General features: G+C 36.1%; 34 protein-coding genes and 2 pseudogenes. 26 read left to right on the top strand and 10 right to left on the bottom strand.

Translation table 11 applies throughout. The annotated features are described in order from the left end of the window. Nucleotides 1–1,611: 1,611 nt before the first annotated feature. The 6 genes from ACQ4QH_RS10630 (at nt 1,612) to ACQ4QH_RS10605 (ending at nt 4,693) form a co-directional block, all read left to right on the top strand. The gene (locus tag ACQ4QH_RS10630; protein ID WP_266102252.1) at nt 1,612–1,737 is read left to right on the top strand and encodes a hypothetical protein; all 126 of its coding nucleotides are present in this window, start codon (nt 1,612–1,614) and stop codon (nt 1,735–1,737) included. 262 nt (nt 1,738–1,999) lie between these two features. Continuing rightward, nucleotides 2,000–2,473 (top strand): hypothetical protein, encoded by a 474-nt coding sequence (locus tag ACQ4QH_RS10625; RefSeq protein WP_439819555.1) that lies wholly within the window; start codon nt 2,000–2,002, stop codon nt 2,471–2,473. A gap of 159 nt (nt 2,474–2,632) precedes the next feature. Next, a complete protein-coding gene (locus ACQ4QH_RS10620; protein WP_439819554.1) occupies nt 2,633–2,761 on the top strand; it encodes a helix-turn-helix transcriptional regulator in 129 nt (42 codons plus the stop codon). Nucleotides 2,762–2,789: 28 nt separating this feature from the next. After that, nucleotides 2,790–2,975 (top strand): hypothetical protein, encoded by a 186-nt coding sequence (locus ACQ4QH_RS10615; protein WP_439819553.1) that lies wholly within the window; start codon nt 2,790–2,792, stop codon nt 2,973–2,975. A gap of 179 nt (nt 2,976–3,154) precedes the next feature. After that, on the top strand, nt 3,155–3,436 hold the full coding sequence (locus tag ACQ4QH_RS10610) for a hypothetical protein (RefSeq protein ID WP_436582807.1): 282 nt from the start codon (nt 3,155–3,157) through the stop codon (nt 3,434–3,436). Between the two features lie 492 nt (nt 3,437–3,928). After that, nucleotides 3,929–4,693 (top strand): helix-turn-helix domain-containing protein, encoded by a 765-nt coding sequence (locus tag ACQ4QH_RS10605; RefSeq protein ID WP_439819552.1) that lies wholly within the window; start codon nt 3,929–3,931, stop codon nt 4,691–4,693. A 322-nt stretch (nt 4,694–5,015) separates the two neighbouring features. On the opposite strand, the gene ACQ4QH_RS10600 is transcribed toward ACQ4QH_RS10605, so the two are convergent. The 3 genes from ACQ4QH_RS10600 to ACQ4QH_RS10590 are packed head-to-tail and all read right to left on the bottom strand — an operon-like array spanning nt 5,016 to nt 7,303. Beyond that, nucleotides 5,016–5,711: an ABC transporter ATP-binding protein gene (locus ACQ4QH_RS10600; RefSeq protein ID WP_199410444.1), complete on the bottom strand. Its 696-nt coding sequence runs from the start codon at nt 5,709–5,711 to the stop codon at nt 5,016–5,018. Nucleotides 5,712–5,714: 3 nt separating this feature from the next. Beyond that, the gene (locus ACQ4QH_RS10595) at nt 5,715–6,779 is read right to left on the bottom strand and encodes an ABC transporter permease (RefSeq protein WP_439819551.1); all 1,065 of its coding nucleotides are present in this window, start codon (nt 6,777–6,779) and stop codon (nt 5,715–5,717) included. Continuing rightward, on the bottom strand, nt 6,770–7,303 hold the full coding sequence (locus ACQ4QH_RS10590) for a TetR/AcrR family transcriptional regulator (protein WP_439819550.1): 534 nt from the start codon (nt 7,301–7,303) through the stop codon (nt 6,770–6,772). The genes ACQ4QH_RS10595 and ACQ4QH_RS10590 overlap by 10 nt, the downstream gene beginning before the upstream one ends. Nucleotides 7,304–7,831: 528 nt before the next feature. Between ACQ4QH_RS10590 and ACQ4QH_RS10585 the strand changes: the two genes are divergently transcribed. The 7 genes and pseudogenes from ACQ4QH_RS10585 (at nt 7,832) to ACQ4QH_RS10555 (ending at nt 12,293) form a co-directional block, all read left to right on the top strand. Continuing rightward, nucleotides 7,832–8,422, top strand: coding sequence for a site-specific integrase (locus ACQ4QH_RS10585; protein WP_439819549.1), 591 nt, complete (start codon nt 7,832–7,834; stop codon nt 8,420–8,422). A gap of 122 nt (nt 8,423–8,544) precedes the next feature. Continuing rightward, nucleotides 8,545–8,835: a hypothetical protein gene (locus ACQ4QH_RS10580; protein WP_439819548.1), complete on the top strand. Its 291-nt coding sequence runs from the start codon at nt 8,545–8,547 to the stop codon at nt 8,833–8,835. A gap of 41 nt (nt 8,836–8,876) precedes the next feature. Next, on the top strand, nt 8,877–9,236 hold the full coding sequence (locus ACQ4QH_RS10575; protein WP_439819547.1) for a hypothetical protein: 360 nt from the start codon (nt 8,877–8,879) through the stop codon (nt 9,234–9,236). Between the two features lie 846 nt (nt 9,237–10,082). Continuing rightward, nucleotides 10,083–10,247 carry a hypothetical protein gene (locus tag ACQ4QH_RS10570; RefSeq protein WP_010625631.1) on the top strand — a complete coding sequence of 55 codons (165 nt, stop codon included), beginning with the start codon at nt 10,083–10,085 and terminating at the stop codon, nt 10,245–10,247. Nucleotides 10,248–10,320: 73 nt separating this feature from the next. Next, a pseudogene (locus tag ACQ4QH_RS10565) lies at nt 10,321–10,984 on the top strand (replication protein). Between the two features lie 30 nt (nt 10,985–11,014). Further along, nucleotides 11,015–11,455, top strand: a complete 441-nt coding sequence (locus ACQ4QH_RS10560; RefSeq protein WP_439819546.1) for a GNAT family N-acetyltransferase — start codon at nt 11,015–11,017, stop codon at nt 11,453–11,455. 319 nt (nt 11,456–11,774) lie between these two features. Next, nucleotides 11,775–12,293 carry a DUF536 domain-containing protein gene (locus ACQ4QH_RS10555; RefSeq protein ID WP_439819545.1) on the top strand — a complete coding sequence of 173 codons (519 nt, stop codon included), beginning with the start codon at nt 11,775–11,777 and terminating at the stop codon, nt 12,291–12,293. Nucleotides 12,294–12,478: 185 nt separating this feature from the next. On the opposite strand, the gene ACQ4QH_RS10550 is transcribed toward ACQ4QH_RS10555, so the two are convergent. Further along, nucleotides 12,479–13,168 (bottom strand): hypothetical protein, encoded by a 690-nt coding sequence (locus ACQ4QH_RS10550; protein ID WP_439819544.1) that lies wholly within the window; start codon nt 13,166–13,168, stop codon nt 12,479–12,481. A 3-nt stretch (nt 13,169–13,171) separates the two neighbouring features. After that, the gene (locus tag ACQ4QH_RS10545; RefSeq protein ID WP_439819543.1) at nt 13,172–13,483 is read right to left on the bottom strand and encodes a hypothetical protein; all 312 of its coding nucleotides are present in this window, start codon (nt 13,481–13,483) and stop codon (nt 13,172–13,174) included. Between the two features lie 1,611 nt (nt 13,484–15,094). On the opposite strand from ACQ4QH_RS10545, the gene ACQ4QH_RS10540 reads away from it, so the two are divergent. The 6 genes from ACQ4QH_RS10540 (at nt 15,095) to ACQ4QH_RS10515 (ending at nt 18,176) form a co-directional block, all read left to right on the top strand. Next, the gene (locus ACQ4QH_RS10540; RefSeq protein WP_266102252.1) at nt 15,095–15,220 is read left to right on the top strand and encodes a hypothetical protein; all 126 of its coding nucleotides are present in this window, start codon (nt 15,095–15,097) and stop codon (nt 15,218–15,220) included. A 262-nt stretch (nt 15,221–15,482) separates the two neighbouring features. Next, a complete protein-coding gene (locus ACQ4QH_RS10535) occupies nt 15,483–15,956 on the top strand; it encodes a hypothetical protein (RefSeq protein WP_439819555.1) in 474 nt (157 codons plus the stop codon). 159 nt (nt 15,957–16,115) lie between these two features. Further along, the gene (locus ACQ4QH_RS10530) at nt 16,116–16,244 is read left to right on the top strand and encodes a helix-turn-helix transcriptional regulator (protein WP_439819554.1); all 129 of its coding nucleotides are present in this window, start codon (nt 16,116–16,118) and stop codon (nt 16,242–16,244) included. A 28-nt stretch (nt 16,245–16,272) separates the two neighbouring features. Further along, complete coding sequence (locus ACQ4QH_RS10525) at nt 16,273–16,458, top strand: hypothetical protein (protein ID WP_439819553.1); 186 nt, start codon at nt 16,273–16,275, stop codon at nt 16,456–16,458. Nucleotides 16,459–16,637: 179 nt separating this feature from the next. Next, nucleotides 16,638–16,919, top strand: coding sequence for a hypothetical protein (locus tag ACQ4QH_RS10520; protein WP_436582807.1), 282 nt, complete (start codon nt 16,638–16,640; stop codon nt 16,917–16,919). A 492-nt stretch (nt 16,920–17,411) separates the two neighbouring features. After that, entirely contained in the window at nt 17,412–18,176 is a 765-nt protein-coding gene (locus ACQ4QH_RS10515) for a helix-turn-helix domain-containing protein (RefSeq protein ID WP_439819552.1), read from the top strand. Nucleotides 18,177–18,498: 322 nt separating this feature from the next. Here the strand turns inward: ACQ4QH_RS10515 and ACQ4QH_RS10510 are convergent, their stop codons facing one another. Genes ACQ4QH_RS10510 through ACQ4QH_RS10500 form a run of 3 tightly spaced genes read right to left on the bottom strand, consistent with a single transcriptional unit; the run spans nt 18,499 to nt 20,786 of the window. After that, entirely contained in the window at nt 18,499–19,194 is a 696-nt protein-coding gene (locus ACQ4QH_RS10510) for an ABC transporter ATP-binding protein (protein WP_199410444.1), read from the bottom strand. A gap of 3 nt (nt 19,195–19,197) precedes the next feature. Beyond that, entirely contained in the window at nt 19,198–20,262 is a 1,065-nt protein-coding gene (locus ACQ4QH_RS10505) for an ABC transporter permease (RefSeq protein WP_439819551.1), read from the bottom strand. Beyond that, nucleotides 20,253–20,786: a TetR/AcrR family transcriptional regulator gene (locus tag ACQ4QH_RS10500; RefSeq protein ID WP_439819550.1), complete on the bottom strand. Its 534-nt coding sequence runs from the start codon at nt 20,784–20,786 to the stop codon at nt 20,253–20,255. The genes ACQ4QH_RS10505 and ACQ4QH_RS10500 overlap by 10 nt, the downstream gene beginning before the upstream one ends. Before the next feature lie 528 nt (nt 20,787–21,314). Here ACQ4QH_RS10500 and ACQ4QH_RS10495 point away from each other — a divergent pair. The 7 genes and pseudogenes from ACQ4QH_RS10495 to ACQ4QH_RS10465 all read left to right on the top strand — a co-directional run bounded on the left by ACQ4QH_RS10495 (nt 21,315) and on the right by ACQ4QH_RS10465 (nt 25,776). Beyond that, a complete protein-coding gene (locus ACQ4QH_RS10495; protein ID WP_439819549.1) occupies nt 21,315–21,905 on the top strand; it encodes a site-specific integrase in 591 nt (196 codons plus the stop codon). Nucleotides 21,906–22,027: 122 nt separating this feature from the next. Further along, the gene (locus tag ACQ4QH_RS10490) at nt 22,028–22,318 is read left to right on the top strand and encodes a hypothetical protein (RefSeq protein ID WP_439819548.1); all 291 of its coding nucleotides are present in this window, start codon (nt 22,028–22,030) and stop codon (nt 22,316–22,318) included. A gap of 41 nt (nt 22,319–22,359) precedes the next feature. Continuing rightward, a complete protein-coding gene (locus ACQ4QH_RS10485; RefSeq protein WP_439819547.1) occupies nt 22,360–22,719 on the top strand; it encodes a hypothetical protein in 360 nt (119 codons plus the stop codon). 846 nt (nt 22,720–23,565) lie between these two features. Then, nucleotides 23,566–23,730, top strand: a complete 165-nt coding sequence (locus ACQ4QH_RS10480) for a hypothetical protein (protein WP_010625631.1) — start codon at nt 23,566–23,568, stop codon at nt 23,728–23,730. 73 nt (nt 23,731–23,803) lie between these two features. Beyond that, nucleotides 23,804–24,467 (top strand): annotated as a pseudogene (locus tag ACQ4QH_RS10475) (replication protein). Between the two features lie 30 nt (nt 24,468–24,497). Continuing rightward, nucleotides 24,498–24,938, top strand: coding sequence for a GNAT family N-acetyltransferase (locus ACQ4QH_RS10470; protein WP_439819546.1), 441 nt, complete (start codon nt 24,498–24,500; stop codon nt 24,936–24,938). A 319-nt stretch (nt 24,939–25,257) separates the two neighbouring features. Next, entirely contained in the window at nt 25,258–25,776 is a 519-nt protein-coding gene (locus tag ACQ4QH_RS10465; protein ID WP_439819545.1) for a DUF536 domain-containing protein, read from the top strand. 185 nt (nt 25,777–25,961) lie between these two features. Here the strand turns inward: ACQ4QH_RS10465 and ACQ4QH_RS10460 are convergent, their stop codons facing one another. Together ACQ4QH_RS10460 and ACQ4QH_RS10455 are read right to left on the bottom strand one after the other, a co-directional pair. Next, nucleotides 25,962–26,651, bottom strand: coding sequence for a hypothetical protein (locus ACQ4QH_RS10460; protein ID WP_439819544.1), 690 nt, complete (start codon nt 26,649–26,651; stop codon nt 25,962–25,964). A 3-nt stretch (nt 26,652–26,654) separates the two neighbouring features. After that, entirely contained in the window at nt 26,655–26,966 is a 312-nt protein-coding gene (locus ACQ4QH_RS10455) for a hypothetical protein (RefSeq protein ID WP_439819543.1), read from the bottom strand.

Here is a 26,966-nt window from a genome sequence, read left to right as displayed (position 1 = left end):
ACAACAACCTCCTGCAAATAAGACCTTTTTAGTAACAGGTTAAGGGGAAATCATAGCACGACGTGCGTATAACCTGCTGTGCAGGGATTTAAAGTGATATCACCAAAACCAAACAACTCATCAAACACTCATGCTATAACTAACCACTTACACTATATCCAACTACACAAGTCATAAATAACTAACTACTGATTTACCATATACAGTACTCCATACATCAGCAATAACTCACTCATGACACCCATAGTATAACAATCCATAAAAACACTATGTAAAAATGTCCCAATTCATTTAAAAAAGTCACTTATCCTTAAATCCTGCCCCCAACAAACCATCATCCTATCGATATGACCAGCTCGCAAAGCTCTCTCTCGACATTTCACCAACAATCCCCTTAATGGGGCAATTGGTGAAATTCATCATGTGCATCTCATAACGACTGACTTTCGTCACAGTAGATTACGTGCAAGCTATCCCTTACAACCTTTGCGTGTGTTTTGACGTTGTTCATAGTGCGACTTAATATTTGTTCAATAACTAATAAAAAGGTCTCTAATCGCTTATTAGAGACCTTTCGCATATTGGTAACTGTTTAACCCGACACACACGACTAGGACTACTGACTTCGATCCATTACTGAATCAGCTTATCCGCAGGCTTTATGTCTTCATTACGGCGCAACCCGTAACCGAACCCTAACTAGCTACCCAATGTTGGACTAATTAACATTTCCTCACCATTTTTCTTTTTTAACTGTCCATGGTGCATACAGCAAGGTTCTTCACTTGACGTCCTAGTTTCCACCTAGGCTTCTTTTTAGCTGCGTGAGTTATACGCTGGTTTGATATCGGTTAACACTAATCCCGGCAAAAGAAAAAGACTTTGTGGGCCTCTCATCAAGATCCACAAAGTCCGTTGTTATCGTCTTTGCCAGGAATTTTCCTGAATACTTTTCATCGTAATATCGTGTCCATTTATTTACTATCAGAACAGATATGTTATACTGGAAAGTATAAATCTTAATGTGCTAGGACACATCAAGTCACACCAAGTGGGACGCCAATCCCGACAAGGTACTTCTTATAAAAAGCAATCTCCAAGAACGCCAATTCTTGGGGCTTTTTTTTGCATTCGTATTTAATTGATGTTTTCAGTTTAACACAGTAACCCTTTTCATAAAACATAAATTCAATATTTTATGTTATTAAAGTTTCGAAAAATTTTTACGAATTTGCTGAAACACCAACAAATTATCCACTAAATGATATACTTACAAATAGATTATATGTGCAAACTGTCAATTATTCAAAATAACAACATTTATATATAAACATTTTTATTTTAGTATATTTATATTATATTTTAATGTTAAGGGAGCGTTTTATATGAGATATATACTTGCAATATTAAGCTCAAGTAAACTTTGGCTGTTTATTTTATTTTTAATATCCATTAGTGAATATTTATGGACCTTACAAATTAATTTATATGGACCAGGAATCAATATAATATGGGGAGCATTGAATATCGTCCTACTTAATATGTCAATTTTATAAAATTCATAGATAATTTTTTATTTCTAGAGTCCTATCGTTTTAGGAGGATAATAATATGAAAAAATTAACAGATACCGCAGCACAACAAATATCAGCAGGTAAAAAATGGCACTGGCCACATTTTGTAAATGTATGCAGTAAGAGTCCTTTTGTTCATCGTTGTACATGGACTTTACAATAGAATTAATGTGGAGAAGTCGAAGTTTTGCACTTCGACTTTTTAATTATTTATGGTAGTAACTTAACAAATGTATGCAAACACACAACAAATATATGAAGCAGTTAAACATCGATGAAAATTGGGTTTCTTTATACGATCTAAAAAAATTATTAGCATTATTTGGCATTTTTATGGAGGCCTATGAAGTAGATAATTTTAGTTATATCTCATGAAAAGCCAAATTATAATTTTGACAAAGTATATAAATTAATAGGTAATAAAAATGAAAATAAAAATGAAAATATTATTAATAATTAGTGTTCTATTAATTCTAATTTTTGGTATTAAAATAGTTACTAACTATCACGAACAAAAAAGTGAACAAAAAATAACAAATATACAACCTAATGAATATAGGATTAATATACGTGATACCAATGAGATAAACATTAATCAATTAAATAGTGCAATAAAAGGTAATTTACCAGGTAATTACTATATTTTTATTGGCCGACCCACATGCCCATATTGTAGAAAATTTTCTCCTGTAATTAAAAAATTAACAAGAAAGAATACAATATACTACTTTAATACAGATAACCATAATACTAATAAACAATTAAAAAACATTGTACAAAACAAATTAAAAATTAAAACAGTTCCATATATAACTTACGTACAGAACGGAAAAATAAAGAAAGGAATAAGCAATTCTTCGCCAAGTTTCCATGAAGTACTAAATCTTAAAAATAATTAACTTAAGGATTTATAAGTGAGATATCCCCCTAATAAAGTTAAAAAGCCTTTTATATAGACCGCAACTAGCAGTTGCATAAAAGTGCGCTAATAAGTAGCGTGCTTTTTCTTTTTAACTATTGCACAATAAAAATAATCTTTTACAAATGACGGAGATACCATGACATTGGTTTTAGGACAACGAATCAAAGCAGAACATGAAAAGAGAAATCTAACACAAGATCAATTGGCACAAACATTAAATGTTAGCCGACAAGCTATTTCTAAATGGGAGATAGGCACGGCCTAGCCTGATATTGAACGATTAATCACACTTAGTGAGTTTTTTTGATATTTCATTAGATAACTTAATCAAGGGTGAACCTGATTTAAAAGATAGCATTACCATTACCAAAAGTTCTAAATCTAAAACAAATATTTGGGACTTTTTAATCCATGGTGGTTGGGTTATTGTTGCTACCGCTTGGGTCATCGGAACTGCTATTAACAGCATTTGGGAATAAGCCTACTTAGGAGCAGTTATTCAGTAAACACTCTTGTTTCCATAAAATTAAATTTTTTAACTTTTACCATTGCTATCTTTGATTATGTCATGTAAACGTGTACACTTTTTTGTATAAAGAAAAATTAATTGGGACTTCCGTTATCCTTATAAAAGCATCTATTAAGCGAGGTTATAGTTATGAAAAAAGAACAAGCCAAAAAAGATTTATTAAATCAATTCGTTTTAGCCATTGATGATGTAGGCAAAGATAGTGAATTAGGAGTTTTTTTGAGTAGTTATCAAGAAAAATTAACCAAAAATCAGCTGAAAGGAATTGAAATACCACGTTTTACTGACGGAGTTTCAAAAGTAGTTCGTAAATCGCACCAAGGTGTTCCTAAGTCTGTTACAAAACTTATTTCTATGATAAATAACCGTGGTATTTTGAATGGTTTCGGACTAGGATTACGAATGTTATAAACATTAAACTCCTGTAGTAATATATAGCACAAATAAAAATCAAAAGTATTAATTTTATCAAATACTCTAAGTGGTCTATTTAACAAAATAAGATATTTTTTTAACTATTCAAGGGGCTATTATGAGAATGGCTATAACTCATTAACTTTAGACTTACTTATTAAAATAGCACCTGCATTCAGAGACGGTAACGTCGATTTAGCAAGTCTATTTGATTTCTTGGTTATACAAGCTATAGAGATAGAAAAAGTAGATCGTTAAATTGGGGGTCTTCTAACAAATAGATCTTTGATCATTTCTAAAGCCGTTCTTCAGAGCGTACTAACGCTCTGAAGAACGGCTTTAGATTTTATGTTATACAAGGTTATTCCGTGCTGTATTGGCAAATTAACCGAACTATCCAGTTATGCAAGTAACATTTGCGTGACTAATGCTAGTAATTCTTGCTAGGATTGCCTTAGATCCTTGATTATGATTTAGGAGGAGTGAGATTTGAGCTTTAAAGACGATATCAAGAGCTTGCGCAGACAATCTAATTTAACTCAAGAAGCGTTAGCTCAACAATTGCATGTGACCCGTCAAACGGTCTCAACTTGGGAAACTGGCAAGAATATGCCAAGTTTAGAGACCCTGCATGCGTTGAGTCAATTGTTTAACATCTCGCTCGAAAAACTTCTATTTAACGAGGAGATTACAATGAAAAAAGATAAAGAACCCTCTTTGGCCACCCAGATAGATCATGATATTAAGCTTAAAAGTCGTTATCGTCGTTGGACTTTTGGTTTAGGTGGCTTGATTGCACTAGCACTGGTTAGTATTGGTATTTTATGTTTGGGATATTATAAAGGTATTGGGACGATTGATCGATTTGATCCGTTTTTATCCTATAAAGTCGGGTACACTAAATTACCTAGTGAAAAAGAAATTTCGCCTAATAATAAGGCGACCAATGGTTACTGGACCGCTTGGTTCACCGATAATACGATGGGAAATGAATGGACCAAATTAACCTTAACGACGGGGCTTAATCCTGGCGTCAAAGATCCTTATGTGATGGCTTATCATAAGGGTAGTTATGTTAAAGTTGCACGTATTGTGCCTCGCACCTACATTAATCAGACTTATGTTAGCAACTTAGCAGCGCTAGATGCCTTGTTAAACCATAAGGGAAATGCAGCGACTAACAAGCATGACCTTAAGAAGTATAAGACACAAATCCACATATCCGACACTGTCCAACAGTTAGTAACTGAATAGAGAACCACCAAGTTACAACACTGCAAGCAACTTTAGGGTCTATAATTATATAATCGCCCCTGTGAAAACTGATTAAAACAACCCCCGTTATCTACCGGTTAGATAATGGGGGCTGTTTTTTTGTTAAGCGATATAATAAACCATAAAAGAAGTTTAGAAATACGGTCCTGGTCATCAATAAATAAACAATTTAATTAATTAAATTAATTAAATAAATAATTTAGTTTCAGGCCTTGTAGACGCCGGCGGAACAACGATGGAGTTTGTTATTTCAATTGAATTGGAGATTGTTTAGGCTCAAACAGAAGTGGGATATGGCTCCTTAGCGATCCAACATGTGTTCCTTATCCTTCAAACTGATTTTGCCATCTAAGATTTCATACGTCTTATCCGCAAAATCCAATAGTCTGATGTCATGCGTGACGACGACAACTGCTTTATTCCGCGTTTCGGCCAAGTCTTTGAATAGTCTGCCTACTTCAGCAACCTTCTCGCTATCCAAAGCGGCCGTTGGTTCATCTGCCAAAACGATATCCGGGTCAGCATACAATGCTCTGGCAATGGCCACGCGTTGTGTTTGGCCACCAGACAGCTCACTGGGATACTTATCAACTAGTTGAGAAATACCAAGTTGCTCAAGTAAACCTGCCAAATCATCTTTATTGATATTGCCTTGACGCTTAACCTTATTCACGAATTCGAACTGTTCTTTGACTTTCAAGTATGGCACCAGGTTGTACGACTGAAGGACAAACCCGATTCGATTTAGTCTTAGTTGATCACGTTGGGCTTTGGTTAAATCATCCACCGCTTGACCCTCAACTTCAACGGAACCCGAAGTCGGGGTCTGTAAACCTCCAGCAATCGTCAAAAAGGTACTCTTACCTGAGCCGGATGGGCCGACCACTAAGATCAATTGGCCGCGTTCTGCAGAAAAATTGATGTCATGGAGCACATGCACACGGCTGATGCCGGATCCAAAATATTTATTAATGTTTTTTAATTCAATTACTGACATATTTTAACCTCCAATAACACTGACAGGGTCGACAGTTGCAATCTTTTGAGCTGGGATTGCCGCTCCGATCACACCCATGATCATCAAACCAATTGATATCCACGTGAGCACCGGAATGTTAAACGCCATCGGGACGCCAACAGGAATTAATGAACCGGTCGCTGCGGCCAACAGGCCACCCAGAATGATCCCAGAAGTCATCAAAATCAACGACTGACTGGTAATCGTTGTCACCAAAGCACGTGCGGGAATTCCCTGTGCACGTAAAACGGCATAAGTCGGTAATGCCTGCATCGTCAAGATGTACAAAAACACTGCGATAATGACCAGAGAAATAATCATCAAGAAGCCGATCATAAAGCCAAAGGTCGCATTCTGAGCAGAATATCCAGGCAGTTTATTGATAAACTCATTCATCGAGTAGGTTTTTAGATGTGAATTGTGCGCATTATACTTGGCATTCCGTGAGACAATTGCACTTCCCGCAACTGGTACATTATTCATCCCGCGTAAGTATTTCCAGGTTGGCAAACTGCCATAAATCACTGGTGAGATATTGAGCTTGGCATTTTTGGTAAATCCGACAATTTCATACTTGTCGTCAAATGAGTTCAGCGTCAACTTGTCACCCAATTGATATCCATCGTCTTTAAACTTTTCATCGACGACAATTTGATGATTACCATGAGCTTTATGTCCAGACGATACTTTCAATTCTTTATAAATGAACTGACTGTTCTTAATTCCAACAAATTGTCCGGAAATCTTTTCCTTGCCTTTGTATTTTGCGACCACCGGTGTTGATCCAATCAAGGATTCTTTAGAAGTTAACTTGTCGTTTTTGGCCTGAACATTTGTAATGGTCGATTGAGACAAGTTGATATTGGAGTCTTTATTCAATACCACGCTCTTGGCATCCCATGAATTGATCGCCTGAGTGTTCTCCCCTGCAAGTCCAAACGCCAAACTAGTTAAAATAAAAATCAAGTACGCAATCAACGTGACCATCGCGATGATCAGTCCATACCTCAATTTTTCGTGTCGAATCTCTTTCAAAGCTAAATACATGATGCATTCCCCTTTCCTGCTAACAACTCCAATGTTTTCGACAATCTGTTCATGACCAGCGCTTCATGAGCCGGATTAATAATAATCTGCTTGATTGCTTCATGGCTTAGGATCATGGTAGCCCATTCCTGTGCATTCACGGTCTTAGGATCTACGGGTTCCTGTGAAATCAGCGACTCATTTTTCATCAGATGCATTTTGATCAGTCCAAAGTAACGACTGTCTTTGGCCCCCTTCACAAACGCTGCCACCTGATCCAAATAGAATTGTGGATCAAATCTGCCGCCAGTCTCATCGGAAATGTCGCTATGAATATCTTGCATTGCCACACCGTATAAATACCGATATGCGTCAGTTAAATCATCAAAGTATTTATAAAAAGCTCCACGAGCAATTCCGGCTGTTTTAACAATGGGAGCAACCTGGGCAGTTGCCAGTGGCTGTTCGGTAAATTCCTTGAGTAGTGCTCGGCGAATCTTAGTTTGCTTGTCAGCAGATAAGTTTTTAAATGTTGTTGATACCATGGTGCCCTCCTATAGTGACGTCGTGTCATTAATCTATAAGACGAATATAAGGCATCGGTGACACCGTGTCAACATTTTGATTTAAAAAAGTTCGCAAGTTGGCGGCTTGCCAAGCTTACGAACTATAGCCGTTCTAATACCGAGTTGTTGACCGTAATAATTCTGGATTACGGTTGGACAGCAGCATTAGCCTTACTTATTCACGTTAAAAAGCACTTCTTATCAATTGATTGCTACTATGTTTGCGCAATACGCAAACTTGGAATTACTGGGTAGTCTTTTGGCTTTGGCACTATTCATGCAACTAGTCATATTCATATATCTTCGTGTTCTTGGATAAAGCAGGAATTATTGATTATATCTTTCGGTTACAATATGGATTAAGACACCCTGATTAGGGATTATAATTACAATCACCCTCTAAAACCTGATAAAAACAGCCCCTATTATCTATCATGTAGATAATAGGGGCTGTTTTTATTATAAATGATATAATAGCCCTAAAAAAGAAGCTGGAAAGGTTAATCTATGGTTCAACAAATCGTACTGCCAATCAAAGACTCTAACGTCTTAAAAATGGTACAAGACACCTTATTAGATAGTTTTCGGGCGGGTCGCCGTAACTACACTATCTTTCAAGTTGGTAAGGCCACGCTACTACGTGTGAGTGATGTCATGACGTTAAAGAAATCCGATGTCTATAATCCAGATGGATCTGTTAAACACGCGGCCTTTATTCATGATAAAAAGACGGGTAAAGCAAATACATTATATTTAAAACCCGTGCAACAAGACTTGCTGCAATATCATGATTGGCTGGTCCAAGAAAATATCAATTCTGAGTGGTTATTCCCCTCGACAGTCCATCATGATCGCCATATCACCGAGAAACAGTTTTATAAAGTGATGGCGCGTGTTGGTGATCTACTAGGTATCAACTATTTAGGCACGCACACCATGCGTAAAACAGGCGCTTACCGCGTCTATACGCAGTCAAATTACAACATTGGTTTAGTTATGCACCTATTGAATCATTCGAGTGAGGCCATGACCCTGACTTACCTTGGGTTAGACCAAGCAAGTCGCGAAACAATGTTAGATCAAATTGATTTTGGGTAATAACGCCAACTAATCTTCCTAAATTAGCCCGTATTTGCTCATTTTGACGCCACCATGGATAATACTGGTGATACTGACCTACTGGGTTATCTATTACTGGATCATTATTTTGGTGATGAATCATGACTAATTTTGATGAGTACATGACCAATGATAATTTACCCTTACAAGCTATTATTCGCTATGATGACGGCCGTGAAATCCGCGTGTTTAATGTGAGAGATAAACGGTGCTGTGTGTTTATTCAAAATGATAATGAACATTTCTGGTTGCTACGTGAACGTATCTTAGAACCGCCCATGCTACACAACATCACGGAAGCGATGTATCAAGCTGGTATCTATGATAATTATTACCATCTAAGCGTTGAAGTATTTCATGGCGATGATAGTAAAGTTTACTATCCGCGGTGAATATTTTATCTTGTAACCATGCCACATTAGGAGGACTATTCATGGAATTAGATTTAGGTAATAACGCATATGATATTTTAAATGATTGGCATCCCAATGCCGCTAAGGAAGAATTAACGGCACAACTCACAAAACAAGTGTTAGTTGAGAAAGAGCAGTTACCAAAACTTTTATCACGAGAAGATCTAAAAGAACGTTGGGAGATGAAATCACGGCAAAGCGTACATCAGGTTGCAACCAGACCCGATTTCCCAGCACCAATTTTAACCTTTAATCATGGTAAAACACTCCTGTACTTAGAAACGGAAATACAAATTTTCGAAGTCACTCATCCGTGGTTAATTACGATGAGTGCCCGGTTATCTTATAGCCGTTGGATCCTGCATAATGTGATTAATTAATTGTTGGCGTTAGCCTTCTGATACAAGAGAAAAACCAAGGATGAAATCCTTGGCAAACTACTCTTGACAGGTGTCAAGAGTGTAAGTGCGCATTATCATGACAATGCGCACTTACACATCACTCATAAATGGCTGATGTAATTGCTAAAAAATGTATCAGAATTCGCGTTGCTCAAACGTAACTGACTGCGTCAGTTTGGAACATTCAAAAATAAATAAGTTCAGTCGCTAGCTCCTTCGAACTTTTTTATTTTTGAACGTTAATTTTAAAGGTTCTTATTTGCGTTCTAAGCGATTTTAGCTAACAGTGAGCTATTTAACTGTCTGTCAACGGTAAATCGACTTAGAGGGGCTTATTGAGCCTTACAGGCGATATTAGCCCCTCTTGGAGGCTTTAAGGAGTTGATAGAATGTACGAAACCCAAAGCCTGATGAGCAGGAAACAAGCCCTTGTTTTCCCGAGCCCAGTGGCGGCGAACGATAGCGGTCAAGCTGGCTCAGCTTGGTCTGGGTTTGGGGCGACAGCGCCCAAGGGTTTAAAAAAGACGGTTCAGCGATTTTTGCTGAACCGTCTTTTTGGTTTGTGTTGTAAATAAATTCTTAGCGCTGAGGGGGGGAGCGATTTTTGCTCCCGTACTACGACCCCCCCCTTTTAAGTGCCGAGTGCCAAAATTGAATTTTATGTGGTTTTATCCTTACTCTCCCAAGGGATTTAGTCACTTTTTGCTTGAGCGACATTTGAGCGACATTTTTGGCGAAAATGGCTAAATTTGTAATGCTTTACTACATCTATGTAATGCTTTATAATGTATGTATGAAGCTATTTAAGTTAGGGGTGATTAAATTATGACTGCTGAAAAAAAAGAAATGCAAAGTGTCACTATCCGTATTCCTAAAGATTTGTATGCCGAATATAAAAAAGCATTATTGGCTCAAGGAAAAATTGTTACTTATGACATGCGAAATTACATGGCTGAAGTTGTCAAAAATCAAGCGAAAGGGCAGAAATGAGCATAAAAAAAGAGCGCACCCGCTGAAAAGTTTGCTCGTTAATTGCTCGTTCTGATAAGGTAATTTTAACATTATGGCTAAAGATAAGGCAAGATACTTCACTTTTTTGTTATCTCCAGAAAGTATTCCAATGGATTGGAAACGACGGTTGGAATTAATTGGTGTTCCGATTGCGATTAGTCCGTTGCATGATAAAGATAAAAGCAATGTTGAGGGACAAATATATAAAAAGGCCCATTATCATGTGGTTTATGTGACGAAAAATCCTGTTACATCGGACAGTGTTAGAAAGAGAATCCAAATAGTTTTAGGCGTTAAAAGTGTTGCTAAGGTTCAAATAGTTGTTCAGAGTATGGAAAATATTTATTTGTATCTGACACATGAATCAAAAGACGCTATTGAAAAGCATAAGCATAAATATTCTAAAGCTGACATTACATTGCTGAATAATTTTGATATTGACCGATATGTCACGCTTGATGTTGAAGATAAAGACGATATGTTGAATGATGTTTGCGATTTAATTGACGATCATAATTTAAAATATGCGTGAATTAAGGCGCTTTGTTAAATTACATGGGGTTGAATATGGCTTGCCTAGTATGAAAATTATAAATTCAGTGTTGAGAGCTCATACTGGACTGATAAGGTTATATTTCGATGCTGTTTATCAAGAACGTCGATATGGTCGGGCAGATATTGATAAAGATACAGGCGAAGTATTGAATAATAAGTAAGGGTTTAATTTTATTTTGGGGGAAGCAATTATGAAATTTGAAGAAACATTATTACCAGAAAAATCAGACGTAATGACATTACAAAATATGATCAGAAAGTATAATAAGCAAAATTTTGAAACTGCAAATCAAACAGATTTTGCTATTTACATAAAAGATGATAGTGAGAATATTATGGGGGGTATTTCAGGAAAAATATTTGGTAATTGGATGGATATAGACTATTTAGTTATTCATGAGAGTTTGCGCAAAAATGGGTTAGGTCGGGATTTGTTAAAAAAAGCCGAAGATTTAGCTATACGGAGTAATTGTAAAAATATATTTTTATATACATTTGATTTTCAAGGTAAAGATTTCTATCCTAAATTTGGATTTAAAGAAGTTTACGTAAAAAGACAGTATCCGTTAACTGGAACAGAACATTTTTTTGTTAAGAAATTATCAAATGAAATCGATAAAGAAACTGAATGATGTGATGACAGGGCGGATAACTAGATCCGTCCTTTTTTGTTGTCGATTAGTCGACTTCTGATACAAAATTTTAGGTTTTTAGCACGGCACAACTTCATGTTGTGTGTAAGTGCGCATTTGCAATGATTACCTCGTTTCTGCTGATACCACAAATGACAAAACAAGACACTAACCCACCTAAACTTTTAAAAATGCTTGTAGAATACGTTTCTGAACAAAGGTACACAACAAAATCACTAAAACATTATGCCCTTTTAAATTTTCAATATTCACATATAATTAAACCCAAACAATAATCAACCAGAAAGGTACGCAAGTAGTGACAAAAACTATAAGAGAACTAGCAAAAGAGCTACAAGTATCAAAACAAACCATTCAATACCATTACCAAAGATTATCACCAAAAGATCAACAAAAAGATAACACTGGTAAAAACATTATCAACGAACATACCGAAAAAATTATCCGTGACAAAGTAACAAAGACTTTGTCGCCAAACGAGCACATAAAAAGCGACAAAGAGAACAAACAAGAACAAAACAGTGAACAAGCTATAATCATTGCTTTAAAAGCCCAAATAAACGATCTCAAGAACGAACGCGACAAACAATTTGCCACCAAAGACAAACAAATTGCTAGCAAAGACCGACAAATAGATAATCTAACCAAGCTACTAGATCAATCACAACAATTACAATTAATAGCAGAAAAAAAGATACAAGAATTACAAAAAATAGAGCAACCCAAAACTGAGAACTCAGAAACCGAACACAATAAATCTACCATTCAAGAAAACACAAAAACCTCATCTAAAAAATGGTGGCATTTCTGGCACTAAACTGAACAAATAAAATGACTATTTTTGAAGCCATTATTTTGAATGATTTTTTTACATTGTTAGCTTTATACTTATGGTTATTTACAATAATTATGTTTGTTCATTAGGAATAAGAAACGTTAATTCACTAGCTAAAAAATAATGAGTAACGATTATGTTAAGTATCGTTACTCATTATTTTTTAGCTAATGCTTAAATTCTAAACCTTCATCATCATGACGTTGACGTTTATTTAATAAGTCACGTTTACGCAATTTTTGATAAGCTGCATAATCTGCTGCATACTGACTAGTCTCATCAAATTCTGAATGCATATTAGTTTGAATCACCTCATCAATTTGACGTGCCGGCCCAAAATCTTGCATATTTTCCAAATACTCCATTGCTGAAATAAAAGACGTAATTTCTTTAAGATCCTCTAATTTCGTTTCCAACTGAAAATTAATATCAGCCAATATCGGATCAGGCTCATTAAGAGTTTGCATATGATTTAATAACTCCCCATACGACAATGTATTATTCTTAGGACGTAAAATGACCTGATTAACAAAGAACTCCAACGCAAATCGATAAAGACCAGCATTATTATCAACTGCAACACCAGCTTCTGGATGCTGACCTAACCACGCTTTTAAAGCATCACGATACCAAACTTCCCGATCACTAGAAGAAATCGCAATCTGTTTTTGTCGTACTGTCTTATCAACTGGTTCATGCTGCACAATTTTTTCAACATTCATTAAACCTTGTACTTCATCATTTTCAGTCAACTGCTGTTGTTGCGCATCTGATTTTTCAAATTGTGCCTTAACGTAATTAAAACGACGCCGATTTTTACGCTGTAATGCTGCTCGAAATGCTTTTAAATTATCCATAATTTACTCCTCTCCAAACGTATCATCATACATATATTTAATTAGTTGCCGAATACTTTGATTTAGTGCTAACAAATCATGACTAATATTTTTAGTTGATTCACGCTGCACCATCTCTAAGGTTTGTAACTGCCGTTTCACATCATCAATTGGTTCTAATAAAATTTCCGTTGCATTATATAAGGCAACTTCTTTCGCAAAACGACTTAGCAACATCTGTAATAAAGTATTCCGCGACACCTGATTACGTTGTGCTTCTTCATCTAACGACTTAATCGTTTCAACACTTAAACCACGCACAAGCACTGATTCCATACAACAACCTCCTGCAAATAAGACCTTTTTAGTAACAGGTTAAGGGGAAATCATAGCACGACGTGCGTATAACCTGCTGTGCAGGGATTTAAAGTGATATCACCAAAACCAAACAACTCATCAAACACTCATGCTATAACTAACCACTTACACTATATCCAACTACACAAGTCATAAATAACTAACTACTGATTTACCATATACAGTACTCCATACATCAGCAATAACTCACTCATGACACCCATAGTATAACAATCCATAAAAACACTATGTAAAAATGTCCCAATTCATTTAAAAAAGTCACTTATCCTTAAATCCTGCCCCCAACAAACCATCATCCTATCGATATGACCAGCTCGCAAAGCTCTCTCTCGACATTTCACCAACAATCCCCTTAATGGGGCAATTGGTGAAATTCATCATGTGCATCTCATAACGACTGACTTTCGTCACAGTAGATTACGTGCAAGCTATCCCTTACAACCTTTGCGTGTGTTTTGACGTTGTTCATAGTGCGACTTAATATTTGTTCAATAACTAATAAAAAGGTCTCTAATCGCTTATTAGAGACCTTTCGCATATTGGTAACTGTTTAACCCGACACACACGACTAGGACTACTGACTTCGATCCATTACTGAATCAGCTTATCCGCAGGCTTTATGTCTTCATTACGGCGCAACCCGTAACCGAACCCTAACTAGCTACCCAATGTTGGACTAATTAACATTTCCTCACCATTTTTCTTTTTTAACTGTCCATGGTGCATACAGCAAGGTTCTTCACTTGACGTCCTAGTTTCCACCTAGGCTTCTTTTTAGCTGCGTGAGTTATACGCTGGTTTGATATCGGTTAACACTAATCCCGGCAAAAGAAAAAGACTTTGTGGGCCTCTCATCAAGATCCACAAAGTCCGTTGTTATCGTCTTTGCCAGGAATTTTCCTGAATACTTTTCATCGTAATATCGTGTCCATTTATTTACTATCAGAACAGATATGTTATACTGGAAAGTATAAATCTTAATGTGCTAGGACACATCAAGTCACACCAAGTGGGACGCCAATCCCGACAAGGTACTTCTTATAAAAAGCAATCTCCAAGAACGCCAATTCTTGGGGCTTTTTTTTGCATTCGTATTTAATTGATGTTTTCAGTTTAACACAGTAACCCTTTTCATAAAACATAAATTCAATATTTTATGTTATTAAAGTTTCGAAAAATTTTTACGAATTTGCTGAAACACCAACAAATTATCCACTAAATGATATACTTACAAATAGATTATATGTGCAAACTGTCAATTATTCAAAATAACAACATTTATATATAAACATTTTTATTTTAGTATATTTATATTATATTTTAATGTTAAGGGAGCGTTTTATATGAGATATATACTTGCAATATTAAGCTCAAGTAAACTTTGGCTGTTTATTTTATTTTTAATATCCATTAGTGAATATTTATGGACCTTACAAATTAATTTATATGGACCAGGAATCAATATAATATGGGGAGCATTGAATATCGTCCTACTTAATATGTCAATTTTATAAAATTCATAGATAATTTTTTATTTCTAGAGTCCTATCGTTTTAGGAGGATAATAATATGAAAAAATTAACAGATACCGCAGCACAACAAATATCAGCAGGTAAAAAATGGCACTGGCCACATTTTGTAAATGTATGCAGTAAGAGTCCTTTTGTTCATCGTTGTACATGGACTTTACAATAGAATTAATGTGGAGAAGTCGAAGTTTTGCACTTCGACTTTTTAATTATTTATGGTAGTAACTTAACAAATGTATGCAAACACACAACAAATATATGAAGCAGTTAAACATCGATGAAAATTGGGTTTCTTTATACGATCTAAAAAAATTATTAGCATTATTTGGCATTTTTATGGAGGCCTATGAAGTAGATAATTTTAGTTATATCTCATGAAAAGCCAAATTATAATTTTGACAAAGTATATAAATTAATAGGTAATAAAAATGAAAATAAAAATGAAAATATTATTAATAATTAGTGTTCTATTAATTCTAATTTTTGGTATTAAAATAGTTACTAACTATCACGAACAAAAAAGTGAACAAAAAATAACAAATATACAACCTAATGAATATAGGATTAATATACGTGATACCAATGAGATAAACATTAATCAATTAAATAGTGCAATAAAAGGTAATTTACCAGGTAATTACTATATTTTTATTGGCCGACCCACATGCCCATATTGTAGAAAATTTTCTCCTGTAATTAAAAAATTAACAAGAAAGAATACAATATACTACTTTAATACAGATAACCATAATACTAATAAACAATTAAAAAACATTGTACAAAACAAATTAAAAATTAAAACAGTTCCATATATAACTTACGTACAGAACGGAAAAATAAAGAAAGGAATAAGCAATTCTTCGCCAAGTTTCCATGAAGTACTAAATCTTAAAAATAATTAACTTAAGGATTTATAAGTGAGATATCCCCCTAATAAAGTTAAAAAGCCTTTTATATAGACCGCAACTAGCAGTTGCATAAAAGTGCGCTAATAAGTAGCGTGCTTTTTCTTTTTAACTATTGCACAATAAAAATAATCTTTTACAAATGACGGAGATACCATGACATTGGTTTTAGGACAACGAATCAAAGCAGAACATGAAAAGAGAAATCTAACACAAGATCAATTGGCACAAACATTAAATGTTAGCCGACAAGCTATTTCTAAATGGGAGATAGGCACGGCCTAGCCTGATATTGAACGATTAATCACACTTAGTGAGTTTTTTTGATATTTCATTAGATAACTTAATCAAGGGTGAACCTGATTTAAAAGATAGCATTACCATTACCAAAAGTTCTAAATCTAAAACAAATATTTGGGACTTTTTAATCCATGGTGGTTGGGTTATTGTTGCTACCGCTTGGGTCATCGGAACTGCTATTAACAGCATTTGGGAATAAGCCTACTTAGGAGCAGTTATTCAGTAAACACTCTTGTTTCCATAAAATTAAATTTTTTAACTTTTACCATTGCTATCTTTGATTATGTCATGTAAACGTGTACACTTTTTTGTATAAAGAAAAATTAATTGGGACTTCCGTTATCCTTATAAAAGCATCTATTAAGCGAGGTTATAGTTATGAAAAAAGAACAAGCCAAAAAAGATTTATTAAATCAATTCGTTTTAGCCATTGATGATGTAGGCAAAGATAGTGAATTAGGAGTTTTTTTGAGTAGTTATCAAGAAAAATTAACCAAAAATCAGCTGAAAGGAATTGAAATACCACGTTTTACTGACGGAGTTTCAAAAGTAGTTCGTAAATCGCACCAAGGTGTTCCTAAGTCTGTTACAAAACTTATTTCTATGATAAATAACCGTGGTATTTTGAATGGTTTCGGACTAGGATTACGAATGTTATAAACATTAAACTCCTGTAGTAATATATAGCACAAATAAAAATCAAAAGTATTAATTTTATCAAATACTCTAAGTGGTCTATTTAACAAAATAAGATATTTTTTTAACTATTCAAGGGGCTATTATGAGAATGGCTATAACTCATTAACTTTAGACTTACTTATTAAAATAGCACCTGCATTCAGAGACGGTAACGTCGATTTAGCAAGTCTATTTGATTTCTTGGTTATACAAGCTATAGAGATAGAAAAAGTAGATCGTTAAATTGGGGGTCTTCTAACAAATAGATCTTTGATCATTTCTAAAGCCGTTCTTCAGAGCGTACTAACGCTCTGAAGAACGGCTTTAGATTTTATGTTATACAAGGTTATTCCGTGCTGTATTGGCAAATTAACCGAACTATCCAGTTATGCAAGTAACATTTGCGTGACTAATGCTAGTAATTCTTGCTAGGATTGCCTTAGATCCTTGATTATGATTTAGGAGGAGTGAGATTTGAGCTTTAAAGACGATATCAAGAGCTTGCGCAGACAATCTAATTTAACTCAAGAAGCGTTAGCTCAACAATTGCATGTGACCCGTCAAACGGTCTCAACTTGGGAAACTGGCAAGAATATGCCAAGTTTAGAGACCCTGCATGCGTTGAGTCAATTGTTTAACATCTCGCTCGAAAAACTTCTATTTAACGAGGAGATTACAATGAAAAAAGATAAAGAACCCTCTTTGGCCACCCAGATAGATCATGATATTAAGCTTAAAAGTCGTTATCGTCGTTGGACTTTTGGTTTAGGTGGCTTGATTGCACTAGCACTGGTTAGTATTGGTATTTTATGTTTGGGATATTATAAAGGTATTGGGACGATTGATCGATTTGATCCGTTTTTATCCTATAAAGTCGGGTACACTAAATTACCTAGTGAAAAAGAAATTTCGCCTAATAATAAGGCGACCAATGGTTACTGGACCGCTTGGTTCACCGATAATACGATGGGAAATGAATGGACCAAATTAACCTTAACGACGGGGCTTAATCCTGGCGTCAAAGATCCTTATGTGATGGCTTATCATAAGGGTAGTTATGTTAAAGTTGCACGTATTGTGCCTCGCACCTACATTAATCAGACTTATGTTAGCAACTTAGCAGCGCTAGATGCCTTGTTAAACCATAAGGGAAATGCAGCGACTAACAAGCATGACCTTAAGAAGTATAAGACACAAATCCACATATCCGACACTGTCCAACAGTTAGTAACTGAATAGAGAACCACCAAGTTACAACACTGCAAGCAACTTTAGGGTCTATAATTATATAATCGCCCCTGTGAAAACTGATTAAAACAACCCCCGTTATCTACCGGTTAGATAATGGGGGCTGTTTTTTTGTTAAGCGATATAATAAACCATAAAAGAAGTTTAGAAATACGGTCCTGGTCATCAATAAATAAACAATTTAATTAATTAAATTAATTAAATAAATAATTTAGTTTCAGGCCTTGTAGACGCCGGCGGAACAACGATGGAGTTTGTTATTTCAATTGAATTGGAGATTGTTTAGGCTCAAACAGAAGTGGGATATGGCTCCTTAGCGATCCAACATGTGTTCCTTATCCTTCAAACTGATTTTGCCATCTAAGATTTCATACGTCTTATCCGCAAAATCCAATAGTCTGATGTCATGCGTGACGACGACAACTGCTTTATTCCGCGTTTCGGCCAAGTCTTTGAATAGTCTGCCTACTTCAGCAACCTTCTCGCTATCCAAAGCGGCCGTTGGTTCATCTGCCAAAACGATATCCGGGTCAGCATACAATGCTCTGGCAATGGCCACGCGTTGTGTTTGGCCACCAGACAGCTCACTGGGATACTTATCAACTAGTTGAGAAATACCAAGTTGCTCAAGTAAACCTGCCAAATCATCTTTATTGATATTGCCTTGACGCTTAACCTTATTCACGAATTCGAACTGTTCTTTGACTTTCAAGTATGGCACCAGGTTGTACGACTGAAGGACAAACCCGATTCGATTTAGTCTTAGTTGATCACGTTGGGCTTTGGTTAAATCATCCACCGCTTGACCCTCAACTTCAACGGAACCCGAAGTCGGGGTCTGTAAACCTCCAGCAATCGTCAAAAAGGTACTCTTACCTGAGCCGGATGGGCCGACCACTAAGATCAATTGGCCGCGTTCTGCAGAAAAATTGATGTCATGGAGCACATGCACACGGCTGATGCCGGATCCAAAATATTTATTAATGTTTTTTAATTCAATTACTGACATATTTTAACCTCCAATAACACTGACAGGGTCGACAGTTGCAATCTTTTGAGCTGGGATTGCCGCTCCGATCACACCCATGATCATCAAACCAATTGATATCCACGTGAGCACCGGAATGTTAAACGCCATCGGGACGCCAACAGGAATTAATGAACCGGTCGCTGCGGCCAACAGGCCACCCAGAATGATCCCAGAAGTCATCAAAATCAACGACTGACTGGTAATCGTTGTCACCAAAGCACGTGCGGGAATTCCCTGTGCACGTAAAACGGCATAAGTCGGTAATGCCTGCATCGTCAAGATGTACAAAAACACTGCGATAATGACCAGAGAAATAATCATCAAGAAGCCGATCATAAAGCCAAAGGTCGCATTCTGAGCAGAATATCCAGGCAGTTTATTGATAAACTCATTCATCGAGTAGGTTTTTAGATGTGAATTGTGCGCATTATACTTGGCATTCCGTGAGACAATTGCACTTCCCGCAACTGGTACATTATTCATCCCGCGTAAGTATTTCCAGGTTGGCAAACTGCCATAAATCACTGGTGAGATATTGAGCTTGGCATTTTTGGTAAATCCGACAATTTCATACTTGTCGTCAAATGAGTTCAGCGTCAACTTGTCACCCAATTGATATCCATCGTCTTTAAACTTTTCATCGACGACAATTTGATGATTACCATGAGCTTTATGTCCAGACGATACTTTCAATTCTTTATAAATGAACTGACTGTTCTTAATTCCAACAAATTGTCCGGAAATCTTTTCCTTGCCTTTGTATTTTGCGACCACCGGTGTTGATCCAATCAAGGATTCTTTAGAAGTTAACTTGTCGTTTTTGGCCTGAACATTTGTAATGGTCGATTGAGACAAGTTGATATTGGAGTCTTTATTCAATACCACGCTCTTGGCATCCCATGAATTGATCGCCTGAGTGTTCTCCCCTGCAAGTCCAAACGCCAAACTAGTTAAAATAAAAATCAAGTACGCAATCAACGTGACCATCGCGATGATCAGTCCATACCTCAATTTTTCGTGTCGAATCTCTTTCAAAGCTAAATACATGATGCATTCCCCTTTCCTGCTAACAACTCCAATGTTTTCGACAATCTGTTCATGACCAGCGCTTCATGAGCCGGATTAATAATAATCTGCTTGATTGCTTCATGGCTTAGGATCATGGTAGCCCATTCCTGTGCATTCACGGTCTTAGGATCTACGGGTTCCTGTGAAATCAGCGACTCATTTTTCATCAGATGCATTTTGATCAGTCCAAAGTAACGACTGTCTTTGGCCCCCTTCACAAACGCTGCCACCTGATCCAAATAGAATTGTGGATCAAATCTGCCGCCAGTCTCATCGGAAATGTCGCTATGAATATCTTGCATTGCCACACCGTATAAATACCGATATGCGTCAGTTAAATCATCAAAGTATTTATAAAAAGCTCCACGAGCAATTCCGGCTGTTTTAACAATGGGAGCAACCTGGGCAGTTGCCAGTGGCTGTTCGGTAAATTCCTTGAGTAGTGCTCGGCGAATCTTAGTTTGCTTGTCAGCAGATAAGTTTTTAAATGTTGTTGATACCATGGTGCCCTCCTATAGTGACGTCGTGTCATTAATCTATAAGACGAATATAAGGCATCGGTGACACCGTGTCAACATTTTGATTTAAAAAAGTTCGCAAGTTGGCGGCTTGCCAAGCTTACGAACTATAGCCGTTCTAATACCGAGTTGTTGACCGTAATAATTCTGGATTACGGTTGGACAGCAGCATTAGCCTTACTTATTCACGTTAAAAAGCACTTCTTATCAATTGATTGCTACTATGTTTGCGCAATACGCAAACTTGGAATTACTGGGTAGTCTTTTGGCTTTGGCACTATTCATGCAACTAGTCATATTCATATATCTTCGTGTTCTTGGATAAAGCAGGAATTATTGATTATATCTTTCGGTTACAATATGGATTAAGACACCCTGATTAGGGATTATAATTACAATCACCCTCTAAAACCTGATAAAAACAGCCCCTATTATCTATCATGTAGATAATAGGGGCTGTTTTTATTATAAATGATATAATAGCCCTAAAAAAGAAGCTGGAAAGGTTAATCTATGGTTCAACAAATCGTACTGCCAATCAAAGACTCTAACGTCTTAAAAATGGTACAAGACACCTTATTAGATAGTTTTCGGGCGGGTCGCCGTAACTACACTATCTTTCAAGTTGGTAAGGCCACGCTACTACGTGTGAGTGATGTCATGACGTTAAAGAAATCCGATGTCTATAATCCAGATGGATCTGTTAAACACGCGGCCTTTATTCATGATAAAAAGACGGGTAAAGCAAATACATTATATTTAAAACCCGTGCAACAAGACTTGCTGCAATATCATGATTGGCTGGTCCAAGAAAATATCAATTCTGAGTGGTTATTCCCCTCGACAGTCCATCATGATCGCCATATCACCGAGAAACAGTTTTATAAAGTGATGGCGCGTGTTGGTGATCTACTAGGTATCAACTATTTAGGCACGCACACCATGCGTAAAACAGGCGCTTACCGCGTCTATACGCAGTCAAATTACAACATTGGTTTAGTTATGCACCTATTGAATCATTCGAGTGAGGCCATGACCCTGACTTACCTTGGGTTAGACCAAGCAAGTCGCGAAACAATGTTAGATCAAATTGATTTTGGGTAATAACGCCAACTAATCTTCCTAAATTAGCCCGTATTTGCTCATTTTGACGCCACCATGGATAATACTGGTGATACTGACCTACTGGGTTATCTATTACTGGATCATTATTTTGGTGATGAATCATGACTAATTTTGATGAGTACATGACCAATGATAATTTACCCTTACAAGCTATTATTCGCTATGATGACGGCCGTGAAATCCGCGTGTTTAATGTGAGAGATAAACGGTGCTGTGTGTTTATTCAAAATGATAATGAACATTTCTGGTTGCTACGTGAACGTATCTTAGAACCGCCCATGCTACACAACATCACGGAAGCGATGTATCAAGCTGGTATCTATGATAATTATTACCATCTAAGCGTTGAAGTATTTCATGGCGATGATAGTAAAGTTTACTATCCGCGGTGAATATTTTATCTTGTAACCATGCCACATTAGGAGGACTATTCATGGAATTAGATTTAGGTAATAACGCATATGATATTTTAAATGATTGGCATCCCAATGCCGCTAAGGAAGAATTAACGGCACAACTCACAAAACAAGTGTTAGTTGAGAAAGAGCAGTTACCAAAACTTTTATCACGAGAAGATCTAAAAGAACGTTGGGAGATGAAATCACGGCAAAGCGTACATCAGGTTGCAACCAGACCCGATTTCCCAGCACCAATTTTAACCTTTAATCATGGTAAAACACTCCTGTACTTAGAAACGGAAATACAAATTTTCGAAGTCACTCATCCGTGGTTAATTACGATGAGTGCCCGGTTATCTTATAGCCGTTGGATCCTGCATAATGTGATTAATTAATTGTTGGCGTTAGCCTTCTGATACAAGAGAAAAACCAAGGATGAAATCCTTGGCAAACTACTCTTGACAGGTGTCAAGAGTGTAAGTGCGCATTATCATGACAATGCGCACTTACACATCACTCATAAATGGCTGATGTAATTGCTAAAAAATGTATCAGAATTCGCGTTGCTCAAACGTAACTGACTGCGTCAGTTTGGAACATTCAAAAATAAATAAGTTCAGTCGCTAGCTCCTTCGAACTTTTTTATTTTTGAACGTTAATTTTAAAGGTTCTTATTTGCGTTCTAAGCGATTTTAGCTAACAGTGAGCTATTTAACTGTCTGTCAACGGTAAATCGACTTAGAGGGGCTTATTGAGCCTTACAGGCGATATTAGCCCCTCTTGGAGGCTTTAAGGAGTTGATAGAATGTACGAAACCCAAAGCCTGATGAGCAGGAAACAAGCCCTTGTTTTCCCGAGCCCAGTGGCGGCGAACGATAGCGGTCAAGCTGGCTCAGCTTGGTCTGGGTTTGGGGCGACAGCGCCCAAGGGTTTAAAAAAGACGGTTCAGCGATTTTTGCTGAACCGTCTTTTTGGTTTGTGTTGTAAATAAATTCTTAGCGCTGAGGGGGGGAGCGATTTTTGCTCCCGTACTACGACCCCCCCCTTTTAAGTGCCGAGTGCCAAAATTGAATTTTATGTGGTTTTATCCTTACTCTCCCAAGGGATTTAGTCACTTTTTGCTTGAGCGACATTTGAGCGACATTTTTGGCGAAAATGGCTAAATTTGTAATGCTTTACTACATCTATGTAATGCTTTATAATGTATGTATGAAGCTATTTAAGTTAGGGGTGATTAAATTATGACTGCTGAAAAAAAAGAAATGCAAAGTGTCACTATCCGTATTCCTAAAGATTTGTATGCCGAATATAAAAAAGCATTATTGGCTCAAGGAAAAATTGTTACTTATGACATGCGAAATTACATGGCTGAAGTTGTCAAAAATCAAGCGAAAGGGCAGAAATGAGCATAAAAAAAGAGCGCACCCGCTGAAAAGTTTGCTCGTTAATTGCTCGTTCTGATAAGGTAATTTTAACATTATGGCTAAAGATAAGGCAAGATACTTCACTTTTTTGTTATCTCCAGAAAGTATTCCAATGGATTGGAAACGACGGTTGGAATTAATTGGTGTTCCGATTGCGATTAGTCCGTTGCATGATAAAGATAAAAGCAATGTTGAGGGACAAATATATAAAAAGGCCCATTATCATGTGGTTTATGTGACGAAAAATCCTGTTACATCGGACAGTGTTAGAAAGAGAATCCAAATAGTTTTAGGCGTTAAAAGTGTTGCTAAGGTTCAAATAGTTGTTCAGAGTATGGAAAATATTTATTTGTATCTGACACATGAATCAAAAGACGCTATTGAAAAGCATAAGCATAAATATTCTAAAGCTGACATTACATTGCTGAATAATTTTGATATTGACCGATATGTCACGCTTGATGTTGAAGATAAAGACGATATGTTGAATGATGTTTGCGATTTAATTGACGATCATAATTTAAAATATGCGTGAATTAAGGCGCTTTGTTAAATTACATGGGGTTGAATATGGCTTGCCTAGTATGAAAATTATAAATTCAGTGTTGAGAGCTCATACTGGACTGATAAGGTTATATTTCGATGCTGTTTATCAAGAACGTCGATATGGTCGGGCAGATATTGATAAAGATACAGGCGAAGTATTGAATAATAAGTAAGGGTTTAATTTTATTTTGGGGGAAGCAATTATGAAATTTGAAGAAACATTATTACCAGAAAAATCAGACGTAATGACATTACAAAATATGATCAGAAAGTATAATAAGCAAAATTTTGAAACTGCAAATCAAACAGATTTTGCTATTTACATAAAAGATGATAGTGAGAATATTATGGGGGGTATTTCAGGAAAAATATTTGGTAATTGGATGGATATAGACTATTTAGTTATTCATGAGAGTTTGCGCAAAAATGGGTTAGGTCGGGATTTGTTAAAAAAAGCCGAAGATTTAGCTATACGGAGTAATTGTAAAAATATATTTTTATATACATTTGATTTTCAAGGTAAAGATTTCTATCCTAAATTTGGATTTAAAGAAGTTTACGTAAAAAGACAGTATCCGTTAACTGGAACAGAACATTTTTTTGTTAAGAAATTATCAAATGAAATCGATAAAGAAACTGAATGATGTGATGACAGGGCGGATAACTAGATCCGTCCTTTTTTGTTGTCGATTAGTCGACTTCTGATACAAAATTTTAGGTTTTTAGCACGGCACAACTTCATGTTGTGTGTAAGTGCGCATTTGCAATGATTACCTCGTTTCTGCTGATACCACAAATGACAAAACAAGACACTAACCCACCTAAACTTTTAAAAATGCTTGTAGAATACGTTTCTGAACAAAGGTACACAACAAAATCACTAAAACATTATGCCCTTTTAAATTTTCAATATTCACATATAATTAAACCCAAACAATAATCAACCAGAAAGGTACGCAAGTAGTGACAAAAACTATAAGAGAACTAGCAAAAGAGCTACAAGTATCAAAACAAACCATTCAATACCATTACCAAAGATTATCACCAAAAGATCAACAAAAAGATAACACTGGTAAAAACATTATCAACGAACATACCGAAAAAATTATCCGTGACAAAGTAACAAAGACTTTGTCGCCAAACGAGCACATAAAAAGCGACAAAGAGAACAAACAAGAACAAAACAGTGAACAAGCTATAATCATTGCTTTAAAAGCCCAAATAAACGATCTCAAGAACGAACGCGACAAACAATTTGCCACCAAAGACAAACAAATTGCTAGCAAAGACCGACAAATAGATAATCTAACCAAGCTACTAGATCAATCACAACAATTACAATTAATAGCAGAAAAAAAGATACAAGAATTACAAAAAATAGAGCAACCCAAAACTGAGAACTCAGAAACCGAACACAATAAATCTACCATTCAAGAAAACACAAAAACCTCATCTAAAAAATGGTGGCATTTCTGGCACTAAACTGAACAAATAAAATGACTATTTTTGAAGCCATTATTTTGAATGATTTTTTTACATTGTTAGCTTTATACTTATGGTTATTTACAATAATTATGTTTGTTCATTAGGAATAAGAAACGTTAATTCACTAGCTAAAAAATAATGAGTAACGATTATGTTAAGTATCGTTACTCATTATTTTTTAGCTAATGCTTAAATTCTAAACCTTCATCATCATGACGTTGACGTTTATTTAATAAGTCACGTTTACGCAATTTTTGATAAGCTGCATAATCTGCTGCATACTGACTAGTCTCATCAAATTCTGAATGCATATTAGTTTGAATCACCTCATCAATTTGACGTGCCGGCCCAAAATCTTGCATATTTTCCAAATACTCCATTGCTGAAATAAAAGACGTAATTTCTTTAAGATCCTCTAATTTCGTTTCCAACTGAAAATTAATATCAGCCAATATCGGATCAGGCTCATTAAGAGTTTGCATATGATTTAATAACTCCCCATACGACAATGTATTATTCTTAGGACGTAAAATGACCTGATTAACAAAGAACTCCAACGCAAATCGATAAAGACCAGCATTATTATCAACTGCAACACCAGCTTCTGGATGCTGACCTAACCACGCTTTTAAAGCATCACGATACCAAACTTCCCGATCACTAGAAGAAATCGCAATCTGTTTTTGTCGTACTGTCTTATCAACTGGTTCATGCTGCACAATTTTTTCAACATTCATTAAACCTTGTACTTCATCATTTTCAGTCAACTGCTGTTGTTGCGCATCTGATTTTTCAAATTGTGCCTTAACGTAATTAAAACGACGCCGATTTTTACGCTGTAATGCTGCTCGAAATGCTTTTAAATTATCCATAATTTACTCCTCTCCAAACGTATCATCATACATATATTTAATTAGTTGCCGAATACTTTGATTTAGTGCTAACAAATCATGACTAATATTTTTAGTTGATTCACGCTGCACCATCTCTAAGGTTTGTAACTGCCGTTTCACATCATCAATTGGTTCTAATAAAATTTCCGTTGCATTATATAAGGCAACTTCTTTCGCAAAACGACTTAGCAACATCTGTAATAAAGTATTCCGCGACACCTGATTACGTTGTGCTTCTTCATCTAACGACTTAATCGTTTCAACACTTAAACCACGCACAAGCACTGATTCCAT

Origin of the sequence: Weissella paramesenteroides (assembly GCF_051903945.1) — a bacterium.
Classification (GTDB): domain Bacteria; phylum Bacillota; class Bacilli; order Lactobacillales; family Lactobacillaceae; genus Weissella; species Weissella paramesenteroides_A.
The sequence above is the reverse complement of the archived record's forward strand: the minus strand, read 5'-3'. Positions and strand labels throughout refer to the sequence as shown.